The sequence below is a fragment of the Weissella viridescens genome (assembly GCF_003862435.1).
Taxonomy (GTDB): Bacteria; Bacillota; Bacilli; order Lactobacillales; family Lactobacillaceae; genus Weissella; species Weissella viridescens_A.
The window spans coordinates 120,901-140,563 of record NZ_RHGY01000003.1; the positions used below are offsets into that span (position 1 = coordinate 120,901).

The 19,663-nt window shown below is 42.5% G+C and carries 18 protein-coding genes and 1 tRNA gene; 16 read left to right on the forward strand and 3 right to left on the reverse strand.

Features of this window, described 5'->3' with window-relative positions; translation table 11 throughout:
• Window positions 1-2: 2 nt before the first annotated feature.
• The 6 genes from D3P96_RS04265 (at window position 3) to D3P96_RS04290 (ending at window position 6,359) form a co-directional block, all read left to right on the forward strand.
• Complete coding sequence (locus D3P96_RS04265; protein ID WP_432422546.1) at window positions 3-746, forward strand: CpsD/CapB family tyrosine-protein kinase; 744 nt, start codon at window positions 3-5, stop codon at window positions 744-746.
• Between the two features lie 75 nt (window positions 747-821).
• Window positions 822-1,589, forward strand: a complete 768-nt coding sequence (locus D3P96_RS04270; protein ID WP_124943146.1) for a tyrosine-protein phosphatase — start codon at window positions 822-824, stop codon at window positions 1,587-1,589.
• 118 nt (window positions 1,590-1,707) lie between these two features.
• Window positions 1,708-2,955: an ATP-binding cassette domain-containing protein gene (locus D3P96_RS04275; RefSeq protein WP_185696086.1), complete on the forward strand. Its 1,248-nt coding sequence runs from the start codon at window positions 1,708-1,710 to the stop codon at window positions 2,953-2,955.
• A gap of 2 nt (window positions 2,956-2,957) precedes the next feature.
• Complete coding sequence (locus D3P96_RS04280) at window positions 2,958-3,764, forward strand: ABC transporter permease (RefSeq protein WP_244919061.1); 807 nt, start codon at window positions 2,958-2,960, stop codon at window positions 3,762-3,764.
• A 15-nt stretch (window positions 3,765-3,779) separates the two neighbouring features.
• A complete protein-coding gene (locus D3P96_RS04285) occupies window positions 3,780-5,597 on the forward strand; it encodes a hypothetical protein (RefSeq protein WP_124943147.1) in 1,818 nt (605 codons plus the stop codon).
• 126 nt (window positions 5,598-5,723) lie between these two features.
• Entirely contained in the window at window positions 5,724-6,359 is a 636-nt protein-coding gene (locus D3P96_RS04290; RefSeq protein ID WP_124943148.1) for a DedA family protein, read from the forward strand.
• 41 nt (window positions 6,360-6,400) lie between these two features.
• On the opposite strand, the gene D3P96_RS04295 is transcribed toward D3P96_RS04290, so the two are convergent.
• Window positions 6,401-7,480, reverse strand: coding sequence for an AI-2E family transporter (locus tag D3P96_RS04295; RefSeq protein ID WP_124943149.1), 1,080 nt, complete (start codon window positions 7,478-7,480; stop codon window positions 6,401-6,403).
• 37 nt (window positions 7,481-7,517) lie between these two features.
• Window positions 7,518-8,885 (reverse strand): UDP-N-acetylmuramoyl-tripeptide--D-alanyl-D-alanine ligase, encoded by a 1,368-nt coding sequence (locus D3P96_RS04300; RefSeq protein WP_124943150.1) that lies wholly within the window; start codon window positions 8,883-8,885, stop codon window positions 7,518-7,520.
• 148 nt (window positions 8,886-9,033) lie between these two features.
• Here D3P96_RS04300 and D3P96_RS04305 point away from each other — a divergent pair, with 148 nt between their 5' ends.
• The 10 genes from D3P96_RS04305 (at window position 9,034) to D3P96_RS04350 (ending at window position 18,177) form a co-directional block, all read left to right on the forward strand.
• The gene (locus D3P96_RS04305; protein WP_124943151.1) at window positions 9,034-10,029 is read left to right on the forward strand and encodes a rod shape-determining protein; all 996 of its coding nucleotides are present in this window, start codon (window positions 9,034-9,036) and stop codon (window positions 10,027-10,029) included.
• A 1-nt stretch (window position 10,030) separates the two neighbouring features.
• On the forward strand, window positions 10,031-10,240 hold the full coding sequence (locus D3P96_RS04310; protein ID WP_124943152.1) for a DUF2969 family protein: 210 nt from the start codon (window positions 10,031-10,033) through the stop codon (window positions 10,238-10,240).
• A gap of 10 nt (window positions 10,241-10,250) precedes the next feature.
• Window positions 10,251-11,444 (forward strand): FtsW/RodA/SpoVE family cell cycle protein, encoded by a 1,194-nt coding sequence (locus tag D3P96_RS04315; RefSeq protein WP_124943153.1) that lies wholly within the window; start codon window positions 10,251-10,253, stop codon window positions 11,442-11,444.
• A gap of 63 nt (window positions 11,445-11,507) precedes the next feature.
• On the forward strand, window positions 11,508-12,299 hold the full coding sequence (locus D3P96_RS04320) for a pyrroline-5-carboxylate reductase family protein (protein ID WP_124943154.1): 792 nt from the start codon (window positions 11,508-11,510) through the stop codon (window positions 12,297-12,299).
• 75 nt (window positions 12,300-12,374) lie between these two features.
• Window positions 12,375-12,446: transfer RNA gene (locus tag D3P96_RS04325), tRNA-Glu, on the forward strand.
• A gap of 85 nt (window positions 12,447-12,531) precedes the next feature.
• On the forward strand, window positions 12,532-13,347 hold the full coding sequence (locus D3P96_RS04330) for an HAD family hydrolase (protein WP_185696087.1): 816 nt from the start codon (window positions 12,532-12,534) through the stop codon (window positions 13,345-13,347).
• A gap of 94 nt (window positions 13,348-13,441) precedes the next feature.
• A complete protein-coding gene (gene nagA, locus D3P96_RS04335) occupies window positions 13,442-14,608 on the forward strand; it encodes an N-acetylglucosamine-6-phosphate deacetylase (RefSeq protein WP_124943156.1) in 1,167 nt (388 codons plus the stop codon).
• A gap of 11 nt (window positions 14,609-14,619) precedes the next feature.
• A complete protein-coding gene (locus tag D3P96_RS04340; protein WP_124943157.1) occupies window positions 14,620-15,321 on the forward strand; it encodes a GntR family transcriptional regulator in 702 nt (233 codons plus the stop codon).
• Window positions 15,322-15,560: 239 nt separating this feature from the next.
• Window positions 15,561-16,172: a 30S ribosomal protein S4 gene (gene rpsD, locus D3P96_RS04345; RefSeq protein ID WP_124943158.1), complete on the forward strand. Its 612-nt coding sequence runs from the start codon at window positions 15,561-15,563 to the stop codon at window positions 16,170-16,172.
• A 256-nt stretch (window positions 16,173-16,428) separates the two neighbouring features.
• Complete coding sequence (locus D3P96_RS04350) at window positions 16,429-18,177, forward strand: septation ring formation regulator EzrA (RefSeq protein ID WP_124943159.1); 1,749 nt, start codon at window positions 16,429-16,431, stop codon at window positions 18,175-18,177.
• Between the two features lie 140 nt (window positions 18,178-18,317).
• Here D3P96_RS04350 and D3P96_RS04355 read toward each other — a convergent pair whose 3' ends face one another.
• Window positions 18,318-19,625 (reverse strand): NCS2 family permease, encoded by a 1,308-nt coding sequence (locus D3P96_RS04355; RefSeq protein ID WP_124943160.1) that lies wholly within the window; start codon window positions 19,623-19,625, stop codon window positions 18,318-18,320.
• Between the last annotated feature and the right edge of the window lie 38 nt (window positions 19,626-19,663).

Sequence of the window (19,663 nt, forward strand, 5' to 3'; positions counted from 1 at the left end):
GTATACGCATGTCATTATTTAAAAGTCACTATAAAGAAGATGTTGAAACACAAACCAATGGTGCTCGGTTAATTACATTTACCGAACCAAAGAATGTGATTTCAGAACAATTACGTACTGTACGTACAAATATTGAATATGCTGGAGCCGCTTTAGATAAGCTTCAAGTTGTCATGTTTACATCACCACAAATGTCTGACGGTAAGTCAACCGTTTCTTCAAATGTGGCTGTAACATGGGCCCAAGCTGGGAAAAAGGTGCTGATTGTTGATGCCGATTTACGTCGTCCGACAGTACACGCCACTTTCCGTTTGGACAATCGTAAAGGTTTGACAACAATTTTGGCCAGCGATTTGCAACCAAAGGAATTAGTCCACGAAACGATTGTGCCTGGATTGTCAGCGATGACTTCAGGACCAGTGCCACCTAACCCAGCTGAATTGCTTGGATCACCACGCATGGCTGCGTTGGTAGAGTGGATGCGTAATAATTACGATATTATCGTTTTGGATGCACCACCACTGAATTCGGTGACCGATGCCCAAGTGATGCTCCCAATTGTAGATGGTGTTGTCTTGGTTGTAACGCTAAATCAAACGCAAAAAGTGAATGCGACACGTGCGGTTGAATTACTTAATTTGACTTCTACCAAGGTCCTTGGTGTTGTTTCACGTGTTAAGCGTAGTGATGGTGAAGCTGGTTATGGCTATGGCTATGGCTACGGCTATGGGTCAACCAAAGATTAATGAATAAATAAGTGAGAGGTAGTAGACAACCATGTTTACTACCTCTTTTATGAAAGTAAAGATGAGGAATATAAAATGATTGATATACATTGTCATCTCTTGCCCGGTTTGGATGATGGATCAGATAGTCTTGACCATTCATTAGAATTAGCACAAGCAGCCGTTGCTGATGGCATTACGCATGCTTTAATGACACCACATCACATGAATGGTCGGTACGTCAACCATGCGCCAGAAGTGGCACAAGCCACTGCTGATTTTCAGGATGCCTTGGATGCCGCCCAAATTCCATTGGTTGTTTTTGCCAGTCAAGAAGTCCGTATTAATGGTGAGTTATTAACGGCACTTGATGCAGGGGATATTTTAACCACTGACCCATTTGGGACATATATGTTATTAGAGTTTCCATCTGAAGAAGTGCCAGCCTACAGTGAAAAAATGATCTTTGATATTCAGCAACGCGGGATTATACCTATTATTGTGCATCCCGAACGAAACCAAGGGTTCATGGATAAGCCAGAGCAACTGTACGAATTTATAAATCGTGGTGCCTTAGCGCAAGTAACGGCCAGTTCTTATGTCGGTGTTTTTGGTAAGAAGGTCCAAGCCTTTGCGCAAGATATCATTGATAACGGATTAGCTCAATTCTTGGCGTCTGATGCCCATTATATGGAAAATCGTGATTATGTTATGGGGGATGCTTTTGCCCAATTGGTACGAGAAAAAGGACAAAAGACAGCAGATCTCTTTGATAAAAACGCTAAAGCGGCGATTAATGGCGATCCCATCCAACGCTTAGTACCACAACCAATCAAGAAAAAGCGTTTTTTTGCCAAGTACTAAAGTAAAAAGATTATGAAAAGGTCAAGATTTACGAAGTTTGGTGAAAAATTTGATAAAATGGGATATATGTAAAAATAAATCCAAAATCGAGTGAGCTTAAACAATGAACGAGAATAACATGGATAAAAAAATTAAAGTACAGGGTAAGTATTTAACGAAACGTTATGAAATGGCCCCTAATCGTTCAGATAAAGTGAAATCATTATTTGTGAATCAACATTTTGCGAATTTTTGGGCCCTTCGGGGAATTGATTTCGCGGCCTATGAAGGTGAAAGTGTAGCGATTATTGGAACCAATGGTTCGGGTAAATCAACCTTAATGAACATCATTTCAAATATCATTCCTGCAACCACCGGTGATTTTTCAGTCAACGGGGTGGTTTCTTTGATTGCGGTTCAAACTGGGTTGCGTGGTGGTTTGTCAGGACGTGAAAACATCCGCCTGAAAGGGTTGATGATGGGCATGTCTGAAAAGCAAATCGAAGACAATATGCAAGATATTATCGATTTTTCAGAATTAGGGGCGTTTATTGACCAACCCGTAAAGAATTATTCAAGTGGGATGCGTTCAAAATTAGGCTTTTCAATTTCTGTCCACTCTGATCCTGATATTTTGATTGTCGACGAAGCCCTTTCTGTTGGTGATGCAACGTTCACTCGGAAGTCCCTTGATAAAATTAAGGAATTTCAAAAGCTTGGGAAGACCATCTTTTTCGTGAGTCATTCATTAGTACAGGTTCGGGAAATGGCCGATCGCGTCCTTTGGATTGAACGTGGCGAAATCAAAATGTACGGTGAAACTGAGCCAGTTCTGGCTGCCTACGATGATTTTGTTAAAAAATCAAAAGAAGCAACCCTCGTGGAACGACGTGATCAACAGATTTTGGCGCGTGTTGAACAAGAAAACTTCAACTTAAACGAACTCTATGCCAATGAGGCGGTAGCTGCTGGCGATGTGAGTGATGCGGAATACCAAGAAATCTATGACGATACGCATCAGCTTAATGGCCCTAAGAAAATGTCAATCTGGGAGAAGTTACTCTTAACAGTGCTTGTCTTAGTTTTGCTTGTTGTCGGGGATGCCGCCATTCTGGATATGAGCGTCAAACAAGTCATGCGAAATCCTGCCGCGTTAGTAACGTCTTGGTCGGTTTCTGGGATTAAGGAATTGAACAAAAAACACAAGAATTATACGACGACGGGTGTTGAAGTGGTGAGGTATACGGTTAAGCCGGGTGACACACTTGATTCAGTAGCTAAAAAGTATCAAGTTAAGCCAGAAACCATTATTCGTGAATCTGATCTTAAACATAAGACCATTCATCCAAAGCAAGTCTTAAAAATTCCGAAAGGGGAGAACAAGTAATTATGCGTGATTTAATTCAATTTTTCCGTGAAATCATGGCAAATTTACCTGTCATCCGACGGATTGCAAACTTTAATGTGCGCACGAAATGGGTGGATAATTACCTCGGCTCAAGCTGGGATTATATCGAACCTTTGCTATATATTGGAACGTACTATCTTGTCTTTGGGATGGGGTTTTATAATGGAACTGTCGCAGGGCAGCCGTATTTATTATGGATGCTTGCCGCGATTGTTCCGTGGTACTACATTCAGGGTGTCTTTAATCGTGGATTAACAACGGTTAAGTCACAATTACCACAACTCTCTAAAACCAGATTTCCGTTAAGTATTGCCGTAGTTATGCCATTACAAGAAGAAATGCGCCGATTCTTGGTGATGACGGGAATGTTTATTCTAGTCATGTTCTGTTACGGACGCACACCAACTGTTTATTGGCTCCAGTGGTTTTACGCTGTCTTTGCGATGATTATGATGTTGGTGGCCTTTAATCTGATTAATTCAACCTTGACCATTTTAATTCCGGACTTTAAGCCCTCAATGTCAGCTATTTTCCGACTCCTCTTTTATTCATCAGGAGTTATCGTAAATTTTGATTCAAAGTCAATGCCTTATTTAATCAAGGCCATTTTGGAACTTTCGCCCTTTAATTATGTGCTAACGATGTTTCGAAATAGCTTTTTGTATGATCGTTGGTTCTTTGAGAACGCGAATACAACGCTTTTCTTTTGGGTCCTCATTTTCGTGCTCCTTGTTGTAGGAGCCTACATGCATATTCACTTTAGAGATGAATTTACTGATTTAACTTAAGTTGGAGATAATGTTATGACGCAAGCACGTGTAACCGTTGAAACACATGAACAAGGCTTTACACTCAAAACCAATGTGCAGTTACCACAATTGCATTGTTTGATTGATGGCGAAACCTTTACGTGGGTGGAAACGAAAAAAGATGACCAATATGCCTATGATTTAGACATGGACACCTTGACGTATATGATGACAAAAATGCCAAAAGCACGTACCTTTGTGCTTTTTTATGGCGCTGATAAACGCACGTTGAGCTTTAATGATTTTGAAGTGACATTTGATGGGAAATCAACGCTTTATGTCGACCAACAAGCAGTCAGTGTGTATCCAAGTATGGATGACAACTTACGACTTGGTTTTAAATGGTTGGCAAATGGGAACATTCTGATCGAAGACATGTTTGTTGAAGACTTGAAGGTCGATCAAGGACAAATGTTGATTACAGCTAATCTCATTTCTAATTTTATCCCAGTGAAACGCATTGATGTGACCGGGCATTTTACTGAAAGTGATACCAAAGTTGCAGTGATGACAGACATCGCCAATCAACATCGGTTGGATCATAATCAATATCAACAAACCATTACGATGGGTGTTGCAATAGCGGATTGTCAACCTTTGTTTGAGCGTATTTGGCAAAGCCCATTTGAAAATTTGAATTTTAATTTAACTTATCAGATGGTCAATGATTGGTTTGCGACGAGTGTGGTTAATTTCAATGTGAAAGTCACACCTGATCAACTCAGACAATTAAATGTGATTGCCGTCGACCATCCGCTAGATTGGGATATCTTTGTGCCAACACGTTTAGAAAATGCGAATTTTGCTTTGCGTGGATTGGTTGTTGATCAGCAAGCATTAGATATGTTAACGCAACCACAACAAGTCACGGCAACGGATGTGCTTTTTGTTGATGCTGATGTGCAGGAGCCAGCAGAATTATGGCATGCTTTTACTAGTTTGCGGGAACAGCAGCGTCAAAATGTTTATTATGTAACGATGGCGGATGTGGAAGAGGATGATCACGTTTTGCGATATGGTAGTGGCGCACATCTTGCACACATATTGTCAGCAAAAGCGGTTGTCTATGCGGAGCGGTTGGTGGCAGTTGATGCATTTAGAATTGATCTGACACAACGCAAATTAAGTGGTGTACAAAAGATTTTTGTTCCAACTGATTTACAACAAAATATGCGAGATACTGCATTTAAGGCGATTCCTGGCGCGGACGTAAAGGTCGTGACGGGGAGTGATGTTGAAACCAAGTACGCTAAGAATGTGGTCGGCTTAAAAGCAGATAAGGTACTCGAAGTTGGTAAACCGATGTTTGATGAGATATATGAACGACATCAACAACGGGTGTCAGATGCGCAAAAGGCCAAACAGGTGCTTTGGGCAATTACGCCTGAGCTATTAGTACAAGTGACCCAACAGATTGATTTGATTGCAGCCATGCAGCACAGCAATCAGACGCATTATTGTGATAATCAGAAGCAAACCATGGCACCGGCAGATCCGTTTGTGGCACTAACACCACATGTGCAACTTGCCTTAAGTGATTTTGCTTTGGTGGTTACGGATGATGAGCAAACGGCTAAGGTAGCCAGTGCATTACACCTGCCAACCGTTTTGATTGATGAAAATATTCAAAAGCATGATGCGTATTACTGGTTAAGTGGACCAGCCTTCAAAACGTTAGCGATTGCTAAGATTAATTTATTGCAAATTTTGAATGGTCGTTTTGATTTTGATGCATATATTACCCAGAGTTACCACAACTTAAATAACTTTGACGATAGTAAGAGTGCGGAACGATTACTTGACTTAATTTAAAAAGAATGTCCTGTGGGCATTTTTTTAGTTTAGTTAAGGTTTGGTATGGTTAAATGCAATTCTAGTAACGAATTAAAAGATTGTGATGTGCCGGTTTGATGCAGGTCACACAGAAATGAGGACCTGATGGAACACTTTATCGAAACTGCGATTAATCAGTTTGGCTATCTTGCTATTACGTTGTTAATCGCAATTGAAAATATCTTTCCACCGATACCGTCGGAATTAATTCTGTCTTTCGCCGGATTTTTAACCACAACGTCTAACTTAACAATTCTTGGAGCCATCTTGGCAGCCACCTTGGGTGCTGGAATTGGAGCCGCCGTTTTGTATTGGGCTGGGACTTTCTTGGATATGCCAACGCTTGCCAAATTAGTGAATAGTCGTGTTGGGCGTCTCTTGCATTTACGTTTAAAGGATTTTGAACGTGCAGAATACCATTTTAAAAAGCATGGACGTCTAGCCGTATTTTTGGGGCGTTTTATTCCAGTCGTCCGGAGCCTGATTTCAGTACCGGCAGGCATGACAAAAATGCCCTTTGGCACGTTTATGATCTATAGTTTAGCTGGGGCCGGAATCTGGAATACGGTGCTGATTATTTTCGGTCACTATGCTGGGAAAGCTTGGAAACAGGTGATGGTTGCCGCAGATGACTTTAAAGTGGTGATTTTGGTGGTCCTAGCGGCAGTTGTTGTGATTGGACTAGGATGGCATTATTTAAAAAAGCATAAAATAAAACAGGTTAAATCAAATGAGATCTAACCTGTTTCAAGAGCGAGGACCATTGCGGTGGTGCTTGCTTTTTATTTTGTTTTAGGATGCTGCGAGTCGGTGTCTTTTGTATCAGTTTCGGGTGTCATATCAAATTCAGATGTTATCTGAGCATGTTCAACGCCTAAAAGGTTCAAGGTAAAGGCAACGATTGGCAGACCGACCATAAGACCCCAGCCACCGAGCAGATGCTCCATGATAATTAGCGCAGTGAAACTGACAAAAACGGGCAATTCTAAGCGGTCTGACATCATACGTGGATGTAAGAAGTATGATTCAAACATATGGACCGCTGCCGTCAGAACCAACAGCTCTAATAGACCGGGAATACCTTGTGAAGCTAGGGCAACTAGTGAGAGCGGAATCAAAGATAAAATCACCCCAGCAATCGGAATTAGCCCCAAAATAAAGACAATCAAGCCCATCACCAAAATACTTGGGAGTTGGATGACCCACATACCGAGCATCATTAAAATGGTATTAATAAAGGCAATTTTTAACTGTACTTCAATGACCCCACCGAAGATGACCACAAACGAACCAGCGAGTTCATAAATGTTCTCAAATAAATGCGGATAGAGCGACTGTTTAAATTGGCGTCCAAATGCTTTCAAAGTTTCCCAGGTAAACGCCAGAACGAAACTGAGGAAAATAGATAACAGTATCTGCGTAATGACGTGACCGGCCTGGCTTAGGGTGCGCCAACCACCAGAAAGTAAGACTTTCCAATTTGACGTCACTTCATGAAAAACATTGAACCGTTGGTATAGATGATGCGCATAGTGTTGAACGGTTGGATAATCTTTTAAAATGACATCCACTTGGCCCGGGATGGCGGCGAATTGCGTGATTAAAAGTGGGACGATAAAACGCAACGCTAAGGCGAATAAAGCAATCACAATGAGATAAACCGTTACGACGGATAGGGCGTAGGGAATATGCAAATGGTGTTTAACTTTTTTTGCATTTGTAATGGCTAAATAGCCAAAAATCGTCGTCAATAGGACAATGCTAATTTGATTACGCAAAACCCACAGAATCAGTAGGATAATGGCTAAAGCAAAGTAGCGTTGGACATCGGCGCGGTGAATAAATTTGTTGAATTCCGGCATAAAGTCCTCCTATGTAACCTGATGATTGAAACTGGGCCTAGTCGACTAATTCGGCGACAACTGATTCAAGGTGAATACCATGTGAACCCTTCAATAAGAGCATGTCTTCAGGGGTTAGCGTTGCTTTCAAATCAGAAATTAAGGCTGGCTTTGCATCAACCGGATAAAGATGAACCGTATTAGCCGGATACTTTTCTTGTAGGGCATCAGCGAGATTTTGCATTAAGTCACCGACTAGATAAACTTCTTGAATCTTTGTGGGATCTAAAGCATCCGCGACACCAGCGTGTAATTCAGGTCCGGCTTCACCTAATTCAAGCATGTCACCTAAGACAGCCATGCGACGTCCATTCGTTGGCACTTCACTAAAGGCATGTAAGACTTCCTTCGTGGCCGTTGGATTTGAGTTGTAGACATCTGATAGGATCTTACCACCAAAGTTACCTTCGAGCCATTGAGTGCGGTTGGCGGTAATTGGTGCAGTTGCTAAAGCTTGTGCGATAGTTGCATCATCAATATCAAGCAAGTGACCAACGCTAATAGCGGCAAGGGCATTGGCGACGTTGTAGCGACCGGTAAGTGGGATGGTGAATGTTTGACCTGAGGCGTTCGTCGTAAAACTAGCCTGGGTTGATGTCATGGCAATGTTTGAAGCAAAGAGATCATTATGGGCATTAAGACCAAAACGGGTACTCTTGAGGTGGTCGTTGGCACCGACACGTTCCACTAAGAGTGGTTCGTCACCATTATAAACCAATTCGCTTTCTGGCTTAAATCCGTCAATAATCTGCATCTTACCGTCAGCAATGTTTGCACGCGTCTTGAAGAATTCAATGTGGGCTTCACCAATCATTGTCAAAACGGCAATATCAGGGTGAACCAGCTTAGACAACTTATCTAAATCACCAGGATGGTCCATCCCCATTTCCAAGACCAATAGTTCAGTTTGTTCATCCATAGCTAAGATGGTCGTGGGTACGCCAATTTCATTATTAAAGTTAGCAGGTGTTTTAATAGTATTGAACTTTGTGGCACCGATTGCGGCGATTAAATCTTTTGTGGTCGTTTTACCATTTGAGCCAGAGATGGCAACAATTTTGGGTTGAACGACCGTTAAGTAATATTGCGCCAATTCTTGGAAAGCAGCCAACGTATCAGGAACCAAAATTAAAGGAATTTCAGTGGGGTAGGGGGTATGGTCGATTTGCCACAGGCTGGCCGTTGCGCCATTTTCAACCGCGCTGGCTAAATAATTGTGACCATCATTTTCTGCCACAAGGGGGATGAATAGGCTATCAGGCTTTGCCGCACGTGAATCAAAAGTAGTGCTGGTCACAGTGACGGGTTGTTCATTTTTAATGTCGGCCGAAAGGGCTTGGGCAATCGTTTGAATTGTGAGTTTCATGTTAATCTTCCTTTATCATTTGTCAGTTCTGTCTCTTAATTTTACACTGGAATAGAAACAACAAGCAAATTAAATCGAAATTGTTGTATACTGTAATGATAGAACTTTAAAAATTAAAACAGGCAGTCTGTTTAAAAGAGGTGGTAACATGGCTAAAACAATTGGAATTGATTTAGGTACAGCGAATGTCCTCATTTATGTTGAGGGCGAGGGCATTGTCCTAAATGAACCCTCAGTCGTTGCGATTGATACAAAAAAAGACAAAGTCTTAGCGGTCGGAACAGATGCGTATAAGATGGTTGGACGTACTCCAGGAAACATCCGGGCTGTGCGTCCCCTTAAAGATGGTGTGATTTCTGACTTTGATATGACTGAGGCAATGTTGTCTTACTTCATGTCAAAGCTAAAGGCTAAGGGGGTTATGAGCCGCCCTAGCATCATGGTCTGTGCACCAACAAACATTACAGAAATTGAACGTAAAGCCATTATCGAAGCTGCCGAAAAGTCTGGTGGTGGAAAAGTTTACTTAGAATATGAACCAAAGGTTGCGGCTGTTGGGGCGGGATTAAATATCTTCTCACCAATCGCGTCAATGGTCATCGATATGGGTGGTGGAACTTCAGATATTGCCGTTCTATCATTGGGTGATATCGTGCAAAGTGAATCAATCCGTGTTGCTGGTGATCGTTTGAATGCGGATATTGCTAATTACATTAAGCATGAATTTGGATTGCAAATCGGTGAACGGACAGCGGAACAAGTTAAGATTGAACTTGGAACAGCGTTACCAGTTGAAAACCCAACTGAAATGGAAGTGCGTGGACGTGATACCTTCACTGGAATGCCACGTACCATCACTTTGGATGAAAACATGGTTGAAGCAGCCATGCACGATTCAATTAACCAAGTGGTTAAGGCAGCACACCATGTTTTGGCTGAAATTCAACCTGAACTTTCAGCGGATGTGATTGATCGTGGAATCGTATTGACCGGTGGTGGTGCTTTGTTACGCGGCATTGATCAATATCTTTCTGATGAATTGGGTGTACCCGTTATGGTATCAGACAGTCCATTGGATAACGTTGCCAAGGGTGCTGGTGAATTACTTGAACACATCACAAAAACTGACGTAAAGAGGGGATAATATGCCACGTAAAAATAAGCCAGTCGCCGTTGAAATTAGCGATGCGATTGATGGAGTGTCAGAAGTTAAAATTAATAAAGTCGTTTTAGGTCAAATTAAAGAGAGTGACGATACGATTACAGTGATCTATCCAGATAATCACACTGTTAAAGCACCAGATTTTGATGCGGGTGTATCTATGTTGATTGCTGAATACAATCTACATCATTAGAGGTATTTAGATGTTTAAACGATTTTTTAACGCAAAAGGTGAGATTGATTGGTCAATCGTGTTTGTTGTGTTGATGCTAGCAATCATTGGTTTGGCCTCAATTTATGTTGCGGCTACTCATGATGCCACTGGAATCAATGTTAAGCGCATGGTGGCCATGCAATTTATCTATTATGTATTGGGTGTCTTAGTTGTCATCTTTATTATGCAGTTTGATTCGGAACAGCTCTGGCGATTAGCGCCGTATATTTTTGGTATCGGGGTCTTCTTGATGGTCGCCGTGCTGATATTCTATAGTCGCGCCTATGCCGCACAAACTGGTGGAAAGTCATGGTTTGCATTGGGACCTCTGACTTTCCAGCCGTCCGAAGTCATGAAACCAGCATTCATTGTGATGCTGGCGCGTGTGATTGCCAAACATAATTATGACAATCCAGAGCACACGATTAAGTCTGACGAACGTTTGCTCTTAAAAATTATTGCTTGGACCATCCCGATTATTATCTTGGTTTTGGCGCAACACGACTTTGGAACGATGTTGGTATTCTTGGCCATTGTGTTTGGCATGACGATTGTCTCAGGAATCTCATGGCGGATTTTGGGACCCATTTTCATTGTTGCAGCAACACTGGGAACGGTAACGTTGTTATTGGTTACACAACCATGGGGGCGTCACATTCTGGAACAATTTGGTTTCCAAGCTTATCAATTCTCACGAGTTGACTCGTGGCTTGATCCACAAGGTGATACGTCAAACGCTGGGTATCAGTTGTGGCAATCAATTAAAGCGATTGGATCTGGTGGATTGACTGGAACCGGCTTTGATGTGTCACACGTGAATGTGCCCGTTCGTGAATCCGATATGATTTTCTCAGTTATCGGTGAGAACTTCGGATTTATTGGAAGTGTCTTGGTCTTAGCCTTGTACTTCCTCTTGATTTACCAAATTTTCCAAGTGGTTTACGATACATCAAATCAATTCTATGCCTACATTGCCGCAGGTGTTGTGATGATGCTACTCTTCCACATCTTTGAAAATATTGGAATGAACATTGGTTTGGTTCCATTGACGGGTATTCCATTGCCATTCATTTCCCAAGGTGGTTCTGCCATCATTGGAAATATGATTGGAATTGGGTTGATTATGTCAATGCGTTATCACAATCAGTCTTTCACGCTATCAAACCGTCAAGGATTTGCATAAAATTTACCGAAGAGCAGTTTGGCCGAGAAGCTAGGCTGCTCTTTTTCATATAAAGGAGATCGCATGTTATCAATTGGATTTATTGGATCAGGAAATATCGCGCAGGCAATTATCAAAGGTTGGCGTGGCAACGATGAAATTAACCAACTTGTCTACTCAAAAAATAATGGCGCCACTGTGGCCGAAGAACTAGGCATTGAATCACGCATTTCTATTTTGGAACTTTGGCAGGATTCAGATATTGTGCTATTAGCTGTTCCTAAAAGTGCCTTGCCAGAGATTCAAGCACAATTGAATATGGCAGCCATGGTTAAGCCAAGCGTTATTGTGACATCACTCATTGATGGTGTGAGCTTAGCAGAGTTACAAGCTATTTTTGGTGAACAGACGCTCATTAGTCGTGCCGTGCCAAATATCAACGTCAGCACGCGTTCTGGATATACTGGCTTGAGTTTTGGCGAGGGAATCGATGAAGAAATTCGTGGGGCTATCGCGATGTTGTTCTTGGAGTTGGGGCGTGTTGATGAATTTAACGAGGATCAATTACCAGCCGTAAGCGCAATTGCTAGTGCTGGTCCAGCTTATATCGCAGCATTGGCAGATATTTTGGCGAATACGGCGTTAGAGAATGGGATTGATGTCCAACGTGCCGTAAGTATGGCGGAACAAACGTTATACGGGACAGCTACGACAATGCGTCAATTACAACAAAGCCCCAACACGATTGAAGTTGCTGCAAGCCCTGCGAATGGTGGGACTGAGGCTGCTTTAGAGAGTTTAGCAGATGGCGGATTTGTCGAGCTTTTGAAGGCCGCCATTGCAGTCGCACAAGCTAAAAGTACTCCAGAAAAATAAATTTAAAAAAAGTAGTTGTCAAAACTTTCAATATCTGATATTATAGATTTTGTTGTTAAAGCAACTACATTTTATGGCTCATTGGTCAAGCGGTTAAGACTCCGGTTTTTCACACCGGCATCCAGGGTTCAACTCCCTGATGAGCTATCACATAAATCCCACCCTTTCAAAGGATGGGATTTTTTTGTATCATGAACATTAATACATGCATAACATAATTACGGGGGCTATTATGAAATTTATAATTACTGACTTAGATGGGACATTATTGCACGATGATAAGCAATTTAATGGTGCATTATTGGATCAAGTGCTGCGCCAATTAGCATTGACGGGGGATCATTTTGTTATCGCGACTGGGCGCGAATTAAAATGGGTGCAAAAGGTCTTTGAAGGCTTTACCGACCGCATTGATATTGTGGCAAGTAATGGTGCTGTGGTTAAGCCGTTAGGGCAACCAGCTGTTAAAACGATGTTAAGTCAAGATACGCTGCACGACTTACAAGCGTTCTTAACGGAGCGTGGTCCTTTACCAACGGGGGGATTGCGGACGTATACGGATACGGAAATGTATCTTGTGGATGGCATGGGGCAAATTGAGGATCAGACCTATACCTTTATGCAGGAGCTTTATGGCGAAATTCATCAAATCTCAAGTTTAACGGAGGTACCTGGGCCAGTCACAACAGTGACAGGACGTTGGAATGTGACGCCTAAAGACGGTACCAATATGATGGAACGTTTAAATGCATCTGGCTTACCAGTTTTCGCAACCACATCCGGCTATGGTACGGTTGATATTCTTCCAGATGGCGTGAATAAGGCGGTTGCTTTATCACAACTGGTTCGACGCATTGACCCAGCTGGACCCGCGCAAATGGTGGCCTTTGGGGATGGGATGAATGACTATGAGATGTTACAGGCTGCTGATCAAGGTTACGTGATGCCAAATAGTACTGCCTTCTTATTGGAACAACCTGAATTCAAGCATGTGGCTGAGGATAATAATCATGATGGCGTCCTAAAAACCATCCAAAGTTGGGCATAACTAAATGAAATAACACGAAGGACTGGCATAATTGGACTAGACCATCTATAATAGAGGTGAACAAGTTACCTGGCTAATTTCATAGGGGGAAATGATGAGTAAAGTAATTGTACACGCTACTATTTATACTGGTAATGCAGAGATGCCTGTTATTGAGGACGGATTTATTCGTTTCAATAAGACAATCCAAGATTTAGGCGCAATGGCTGACTTCGCACCGAAAGAGGGCGATGAGGTGATGCACATGGAACAAAAGATTGTTGTTCCAGGCTTTATCGATGTGCACACCCATGGTGCATATGGATTTGATACCATGGATGGAAATGTTGATGACATCTTGAAAATGGTGCAAGGTCAATTGAGTGAAGGAATCACAACGGTCTTTCCAACGACAATGACGCAATCAGTTGAAAAGATTGATCAAGCCATGATTGCCATTAATGAAGCGGCTAAACAAGAACCTGCGATTAAAGGGGTTCATCTTGAAGGGCCGTTTGTGAATCCGCATTATAAGGGTGCGCAACCTGAACAGTATATGATTGCGCCATCAGTTGACCTAGTGAAACAGTGGAATGAATTATCAGGTAATCGCGTGCGCTTGATTACGTACGCACCAGAACGAGCAGAAAACTTAGCTGAGTTTGAAGACTACCTATTGCAAGCCCACATTGTTGGTTCAATCGGCCATTCTGATGCAACGCGTGAGTTTTTAGAGGACCACGTTAAAGCCAACCGTGTCACGCACTTGTATAATGCGCAACGTCCAATGCACCATCGTGAGGCTGGCGTAACTGGACACGCAATGCTTGAACCTAGTTTGAATGGTGAGCTCATTGTCGACGGTTTCCACGTTGTACCAGATATGGTGAAGTTGGCATATCAAGTAAAGACAGCCGAACACATTGACTTAGTAACAGACTCAATGCGTGCTAAAGGTTTGGGTGATGGTGAGTCAGAACTAGGTGGTCAAAAGGTATGGGTCAAAGATAAGCAAGCACGTTTGGAAAATGGAGCGCTTGCCGGTTCCGTTTTGGAATTCGATGATGCATTCCGTAATATGATGGCCTTTACTGGTGCAAGTATTGAACAAGCAGTTCAAATGGCTTCGGTAAATCAAGCCAAAGAATTTAATTTAACACAAAAAGGAAGCTTAGAAGTGGGCAAAGATGCCGATCTAAACGTGTTTACACACGATTTAAGTCAATTGACAGATACTTACAGTGTTGGTCGGCACTTTACGAAAGCAGATGCCCCTAAGTAGGAGATAAAAAGATGAAGGCACCGGTCTATATTAAAATTCATGATGAAATTCGCGAGGCGATTGATGCAGGCCGCTGGCGACCAGGCGAAAAAATACCAGCAGAACGCGAACTAGCGGAACAATTTGATGTCTCGCGGATGACATTGCGCCAAGCAATTATGCTTTTGGTTGATGAAGGTGTTTTAGATCGACGCGTTGGTTCAGGGACTTTTGTGGCTGAGCCGAAAGTGCAGGAGCAATTGAATGGGGTTCGCTCATTTACGGATATGATGGCAGCGGCTGGTAAAGTTGCGACGTCAAAAACCATGAGTTACCATTTGAGTTCTGCATCGACTTCAGAGCAAAAGCGTTTAAATTTACCAGATAATGCCAAAGTGCTCCGCATGGAGCGTGTCCGTTATGGAGATGGTGAACCTATTGCTTTTGAAGTAGCTTCGATTCCAGCGGAATTGATCCAAAATCTGGATCGGGATGAATTAACAGGGTCACTTTATAAAACGTTGTATGAAAAGCAAGGTATTCGGGTGACACGCGCCCAACAAACGGTGACGGCTGCCGCAGTTACTGAACGCGTCGCTGAGTTGTTAGATATGCGCCGCGGTGATCCAATCTTGGTGCTTCGACAAATTACGTTTGATCAAAATGATCAACCTTTTGAATATGTTCGGACGCAATATGTCGGATCACGTTTCGAATTTTTCTTAGATCGTTAAGGCGACTTAACACGTATTAAAAAATAAAACTTGCTGACTACAGGTATTTTTGTTACTATTAAAGCACTGTTGAAAACTGCAGCGGATTGTCCGCAGCTCGTCCCCAATTGACCGACCTACCATTTGGTAGAGAACATTACTAGTAGCCGCGCTGCAGTGGTGAAGGTGTGGGTCAATTGCACGAATGTGAGGCAATCCTCTAGAATTCAACAAAAATAAAATTCTGGAGGACATTTAATATGTCACGTTATACTGGTCCTAAGTACCGTTTGTCACGTCGTCTAGGCGTTTCATTGTCAGGTAGTGGTAAAGAACTTGCACGTCGCGCGTACGCGCCTGGTGATCACGGTCAAGGCCGTCGTTCAAAGCCATCTGATTATGGTCTACAATTAGCTGAAAAGCAAAAGGTTCGTTTCACTTACGGATTGACTGAAAAGCAATTCCACAACTTGTTCAACAAGGCCGGTCGTGTCCGCAAGGGTACTCACGGTGATAACTTCATGATCTTGTTGGAACGTCGTTTGGATAACATCGTTTACCGTTTGGGCTTGGCCTCAACGCGTCAACAAGCACGTCAACTTGTAAACCACGGCCACATTTTGGTTGATGGTAAGCGTGTTGATATTCCTTCATACGAAGTTGCTGTTGGTCAAGAAATCACAGTTCGTGAAAAGTCACAAAACAACGTATACATCCAAGCTTCATTGGATGCACAAGCTGGTACTTTGCCATTCGTTGAATTCAATCGCGATGAAATGAAGGGTTCACTTGTTCGTAACCCAGAACGTTCAGAATTGGATCACGATTACAACGAATCACTTATCGTTGAATACTACAACCGTTTGGGATAATTTTAAACGTTATACCGAATTTGGTTCAAAAGAGCATGACAGAAATGTCGTGTTTTTTTTGTGCCAAAAATGGTTCGAATAACTTGAAACAAGTGTCACACGGTTGCAATCAATTAAAAAAAAGTAAAGAACCCCAAGTTAAGCTAAAAGCGACGTTAAATTCCCCCTTTTGTGGCGTTAGCATGATAGGCTAGAAACAATTAAATCTGGGATAAAAGGAGTTTGGTAATTGGAAGCAATTACCAGTAAATGAGTGATGACAGAAATTGGCCATATCGTAATCGGTCTAATTGTGGTTTCTGCCGCAATCTACCTCATTGTTTTCATTTCTCAACGATTGACTGCCCACAAAGTAACCAAACTGAAGCAAGAAAAGGATGAATTGATGCAAATTCCAATGCGTGATCGCATTGTTGAAGGACGCCAACTCAGCTTAACGGGGCAATCGTTACAGCAATTTGAAATACTAGAGCGTAAATATGAGCAATTGGAAAAGCATGGGTTTGCTGACATTGATAGTCAGGCTGAACAAGTGCTATATGATTCACAGGGGGCTAACTTTGTGAAGGCGACCCAATCATTGCACCAATTGCAACAACAAGTGCGTGATGCCAAGACCACCGTTGATATTGTGAACCAAGGATTGAGTGATTTAAAGCAACTTGACGCGGCACATAAGCAAGCAGTGAAAGACTTAGAAACAGAATATCAAGAGTTGCGTAAATTACTCTTATCGGAAAGTTTTCAATTTGGCCCAGCCATTGATAAATTAGAAGATGTGTTGAGCAATTTAGAGGATGAATTTGCTGAATTTTCACGCTTAACGGAACGTGGTGATCACGCCGCCGCCGCTGAGATTTACGAATCATTGGGGATGGAGACAACCCAACTAGAGCAACGCATTGATCAAATCCCTGCCTTGTATACTAACTTAGATACGACGATTAAGGATGAATTGGTTGAATTAAATGCAACTTACAACCGATTGCATGATGATGGCTTCTTATTTGATACTGATGTGGCACAAACCTTGGATCAATTGGAAACAGAACGTCAATCCGCCTTAGATGCGATGGCAGACTTACTTTTGAAAAAGGTCTCAGAACAAATTGATGTTTTGCAAACGCAAATTGATACACTATACGAGACTTTTGAACAAGAAATGCAGGCGCAAAAAGTGGTCGTCCAACATAATACTGAGTTGGGCGAGGGACTACGTCAAAATAAATTGTTAAATCACGATTTGAATATTGAATTGGATCGTTTATCACAAGACTTCATCTTCACGAAAGATGAGGATGGTATGGTTCGCAGTTGGCATTTACAATTATCTAATTTAGACCGTCAAATTTCGGACATTAAGATTGCGGTGAATGCCCATGAAGTGGTTTATTCACAAGTCTTAGAACCGCAAGCGAATATTCATGATGAACTTGTTCGAATTCAGAATGAGCAACGTGAACTTTGGCAAGAATTTGCGGAACTACCTAGTCGTCTGAGTCAACAACGTAGTCGTTTAGTACTTTTGAAGAATAAAATGCGTCAAATTCAGCGTCGTGTTGAACGTCAAGGACTTCAAGGGATTTCAACGCAATACAAATCTGATTTTTATATCGTTTCTGATGAACTTGAACGATCTGAGAAACAAATGAATGCAGCCCGCATCAATATTGATGATGTGGCGCGTCAGTTGGCGATTGTAAGCACGGATTTAGATACTTTATATGAAACAACGGAAAAGATGTTGGAGGCTGCTGCAGTAGCTGAGCGCCTGGTCCGTAAGGCACAAAATTATCCGGATGTTCCAGAGGTGGTGGAAGCAACCAAGCAGGCCCGCCAATACTACGAACGTGATTATGATTACACGCAAGCAGCTGAGATTCTAGGTCAAGCGTTAGATCAAGTGGAACCAGGTATCTTAGAACGCACCATTCAGGTATACCGCCAAGAACAAGCGGCACTACAAGCTGAGTTTGCAGAAAAAGAGACACAACCAGAGCGTTAATTTATACAAAAGACTTTCGAGATAGCGAAAGTCTTTTTTTGTGCTTACGGGGCGGATAAGGCCATTGTTTTTTGTGGGTTGCCCACAAAAAAACGCCCCTCGCTGTGCGGGGACGTCATTGTGTTGCTTTATTTAAAGCCTTATTTAACGGTCACATACAAGAAGACCAAAAAGATTAAGGCTAGGATATACATAAGTGGGTGGACTTGCTTACCACGCTTTGTGGCAATCATCATGATTGGGTACAAGATGAATCCAAGGGCAATTCCGTCAGAAATAGAATAAGTCAAAGGCATACCAATGACAATCATAAAGGCGGGAGCCGCGATGGCGAAATCATCCCAATTGATGTCTCGTAGATTTGACGCCATCAAGACACCAACAACAATCAAGGCGGGAGCAGTAACTTGCGGTGTGATAATAGCAAGCAAAGGTGAGAAGAGGAGCGCAAAGATGAAGAGCACCCCAGTTGTAATGGCAGAAACACCACTACGACCACCAACGGCCATACCAGATGATGATTCGACGTAAGCGGAAGTTGGTGATGTTCCTAGGACGGCACCGGCAGTCATACCGACAGCATCGGCCATCAAAGCGCTACCGACACGTGGCATCTTGTTATCCTTCATGAACCCAGCTTGGGTTGCCAAACCAATCATAGTTCCGGCTGTGTCAAAGAAGGTAACAATTAGGAAAGTTAAGACCACAATCCAAAGTTGCAAGGAGTTGATGTCGCCTAAGTGGCTGATTGCAACACCGAAGGTTGGCTTAAGCGAAGGCGCTGTTGAAATCAAATGGTGTGGGAAATCAATCAAACCAGTTAGCATTCCAGCGATTGTCGTAATAATCATACCAACGAAAATTGCAGCGGGAACTTTACGTGCCATCAAGATGAAAGTAACCAAAACACCAAAGACAGCTAGAAGCGTTGCGGGTTGGCTGAGATGACCTAAGCCAACCAAAGTTGCGTCGTTCTTAACAATCACACCGGCATTGACCAAGCCAAGAAAGGCAATGAAAAGCCCGATTCCGGCGGCAATGGCAATTTTTAGATCCTGCGGAATAATATCAATAATCACCTCACGAACTTTAAATAAAGTCATGATTAAGAAAATAATAGCAGCAACTAAAACACCAGCGATGGCAGTTTGCCAAGGGATGCCCATGCCGACAACCACGGAATATGCAAAGAATGCATTGACACCTAAACCAGGCGCAATTCCGATGGGATAGCGGGCGACTAATCCCATGAAGATAGTAGCGATGGCACTGGCAAGCGCAGTCGCGGTGAAGACCGCGCCTTTATTCATCCCAGCTGCCCCTAAGACAGTGGGGTTAACAAATAGAATGTAGGCCATTGAAACGAAAGTTGTTAATCCAGCAACAATTTCAGTTCGAAAGTTCGTGTTTAACGTATCAAACTGGAAGTATTTGCGAATAGTATCCATTGGATCCTCCTAAAATGTGGGGTTATAAGTCGTGACAA

Excerpts from the sequence above, each read along its gene's own strand:
- D3P96_RS04275 (WP_185696086.1), top strand. The coding sequence starts at position 1,708 with ATGGATAAAAAAATTAAAGTACAGGGTAAGTATTTAACGAAACGTTAT.
- nagA (WP_124943156.1), top strand. The coding sequence starts at position 13,442 with ATGAGTAAAGTAATTGTACACGCTACTATTTATACTGGTAATGCAGAG.
- D3P96_RS04290 (WP_124943148.1), top strand. The coding sequence starts at position 5,724 with ATGGAACACTTTATCGAAACTGCGATTAATCAGTTTGGCTATCTTGCT.
- D3P96_RS04340 (WP_124943157.1), top strand. The coding sequence starts at position 14,620 with ATGAAGGCACCGGTCTATATTAAAATTCATGATGAAATTCGCGAGGCG.
- D3P96_RS04295 (WP_124943149.1), bottom strand. The coding sequence starts at position 7,480 with ATGCCGGAATTCAACAAATTTATTCACCGCGCCGATGTCCAACGCTAC.
- D3P96_RS04330 (WP_185696087.1), top strand. The coding sequence starts at position 12,532 with ATGAAATTTATAATTACTGACTTAGATGGGACATTATTGCACGATGAT.
- D3P96_RS04310 (WP_124943152.1), top strand. The coding sequence starts at position 10,031 with ATGCCACGTAAAAATAAGCCAGTCGCCGTTGAAATTAGCGATGCGATT.
- D3P96_RS04285 (WP_124943147.1), top strand. The coding sequence starts at position 3,780 with ATGACGCAAGCACGTGTAACCGTTGAAACACATGAACAAGGCTTTACA.
- D3P96_RS04300 (WP_124943150.1), bottom strand. The coding sequence starts at position 8,885 with ATGAAACTCACAATTCAAACGATTGCCCAAGCCCTTTCGGCCGACATT.
- D3P96_RS04315 (WP_124943153.1), top strand. The coding sequence starts at position 10,251 with ATGTTTAAACGATTTTTTAACGCAAAAGGTGAGATTGATTGGTCAATC.
- D3P96_RS04320 (WP_124943154.1), top strand. The coding sequence starts at position 11,508 with ATGTTATCAATTGGATTTATTGGATCAGGAAATATCGCGCAGGCAATT.
- rpsD (WP_124943158.1), top strand. The coding sequence starts at position 15,561 with ATGTCACGTTATACTGGTCCTAAGTACCGTTTGTCACGTCGTCTAGGC.
- D3P96_RS04270 (WP_124943146.1), top strand. The coding sequence starts at position 822 with ATGATTGATATACATTGTCATCTCTTGCCCGGTTTGGATGATGGATCA.
- D3P96_RS04350 (WP_124943159.1), top strand. The coding sequence starts at position 16,429 with ATGACAGAAATTGGCCATATCGTAATCGGTCTAATTGTGGTTTCTGCC.
- D3P96_RS04355 (WP_124943160.1), bottom strand. The coding sequence starts at position 19,625 with ATGGATACTATTCGCAAATACTTCCAGTTTGATACGTTAAACACGAAC.
- D3P96_RS04305 (WP_124943151.1), top strand. The coding sequence starts at position 9,034 with ATGGCTAAAACAATTGGAATTGATTTAGGTACAGCGAATGTCCTCATT.
- D3P96_RS04280 (WP_244919061.1), top strand. The coding sequence starts at position 2,958 with ATGCGTGATTTAATTCAATTTTTCCGTGAAATCATGGCAAATTTACCT.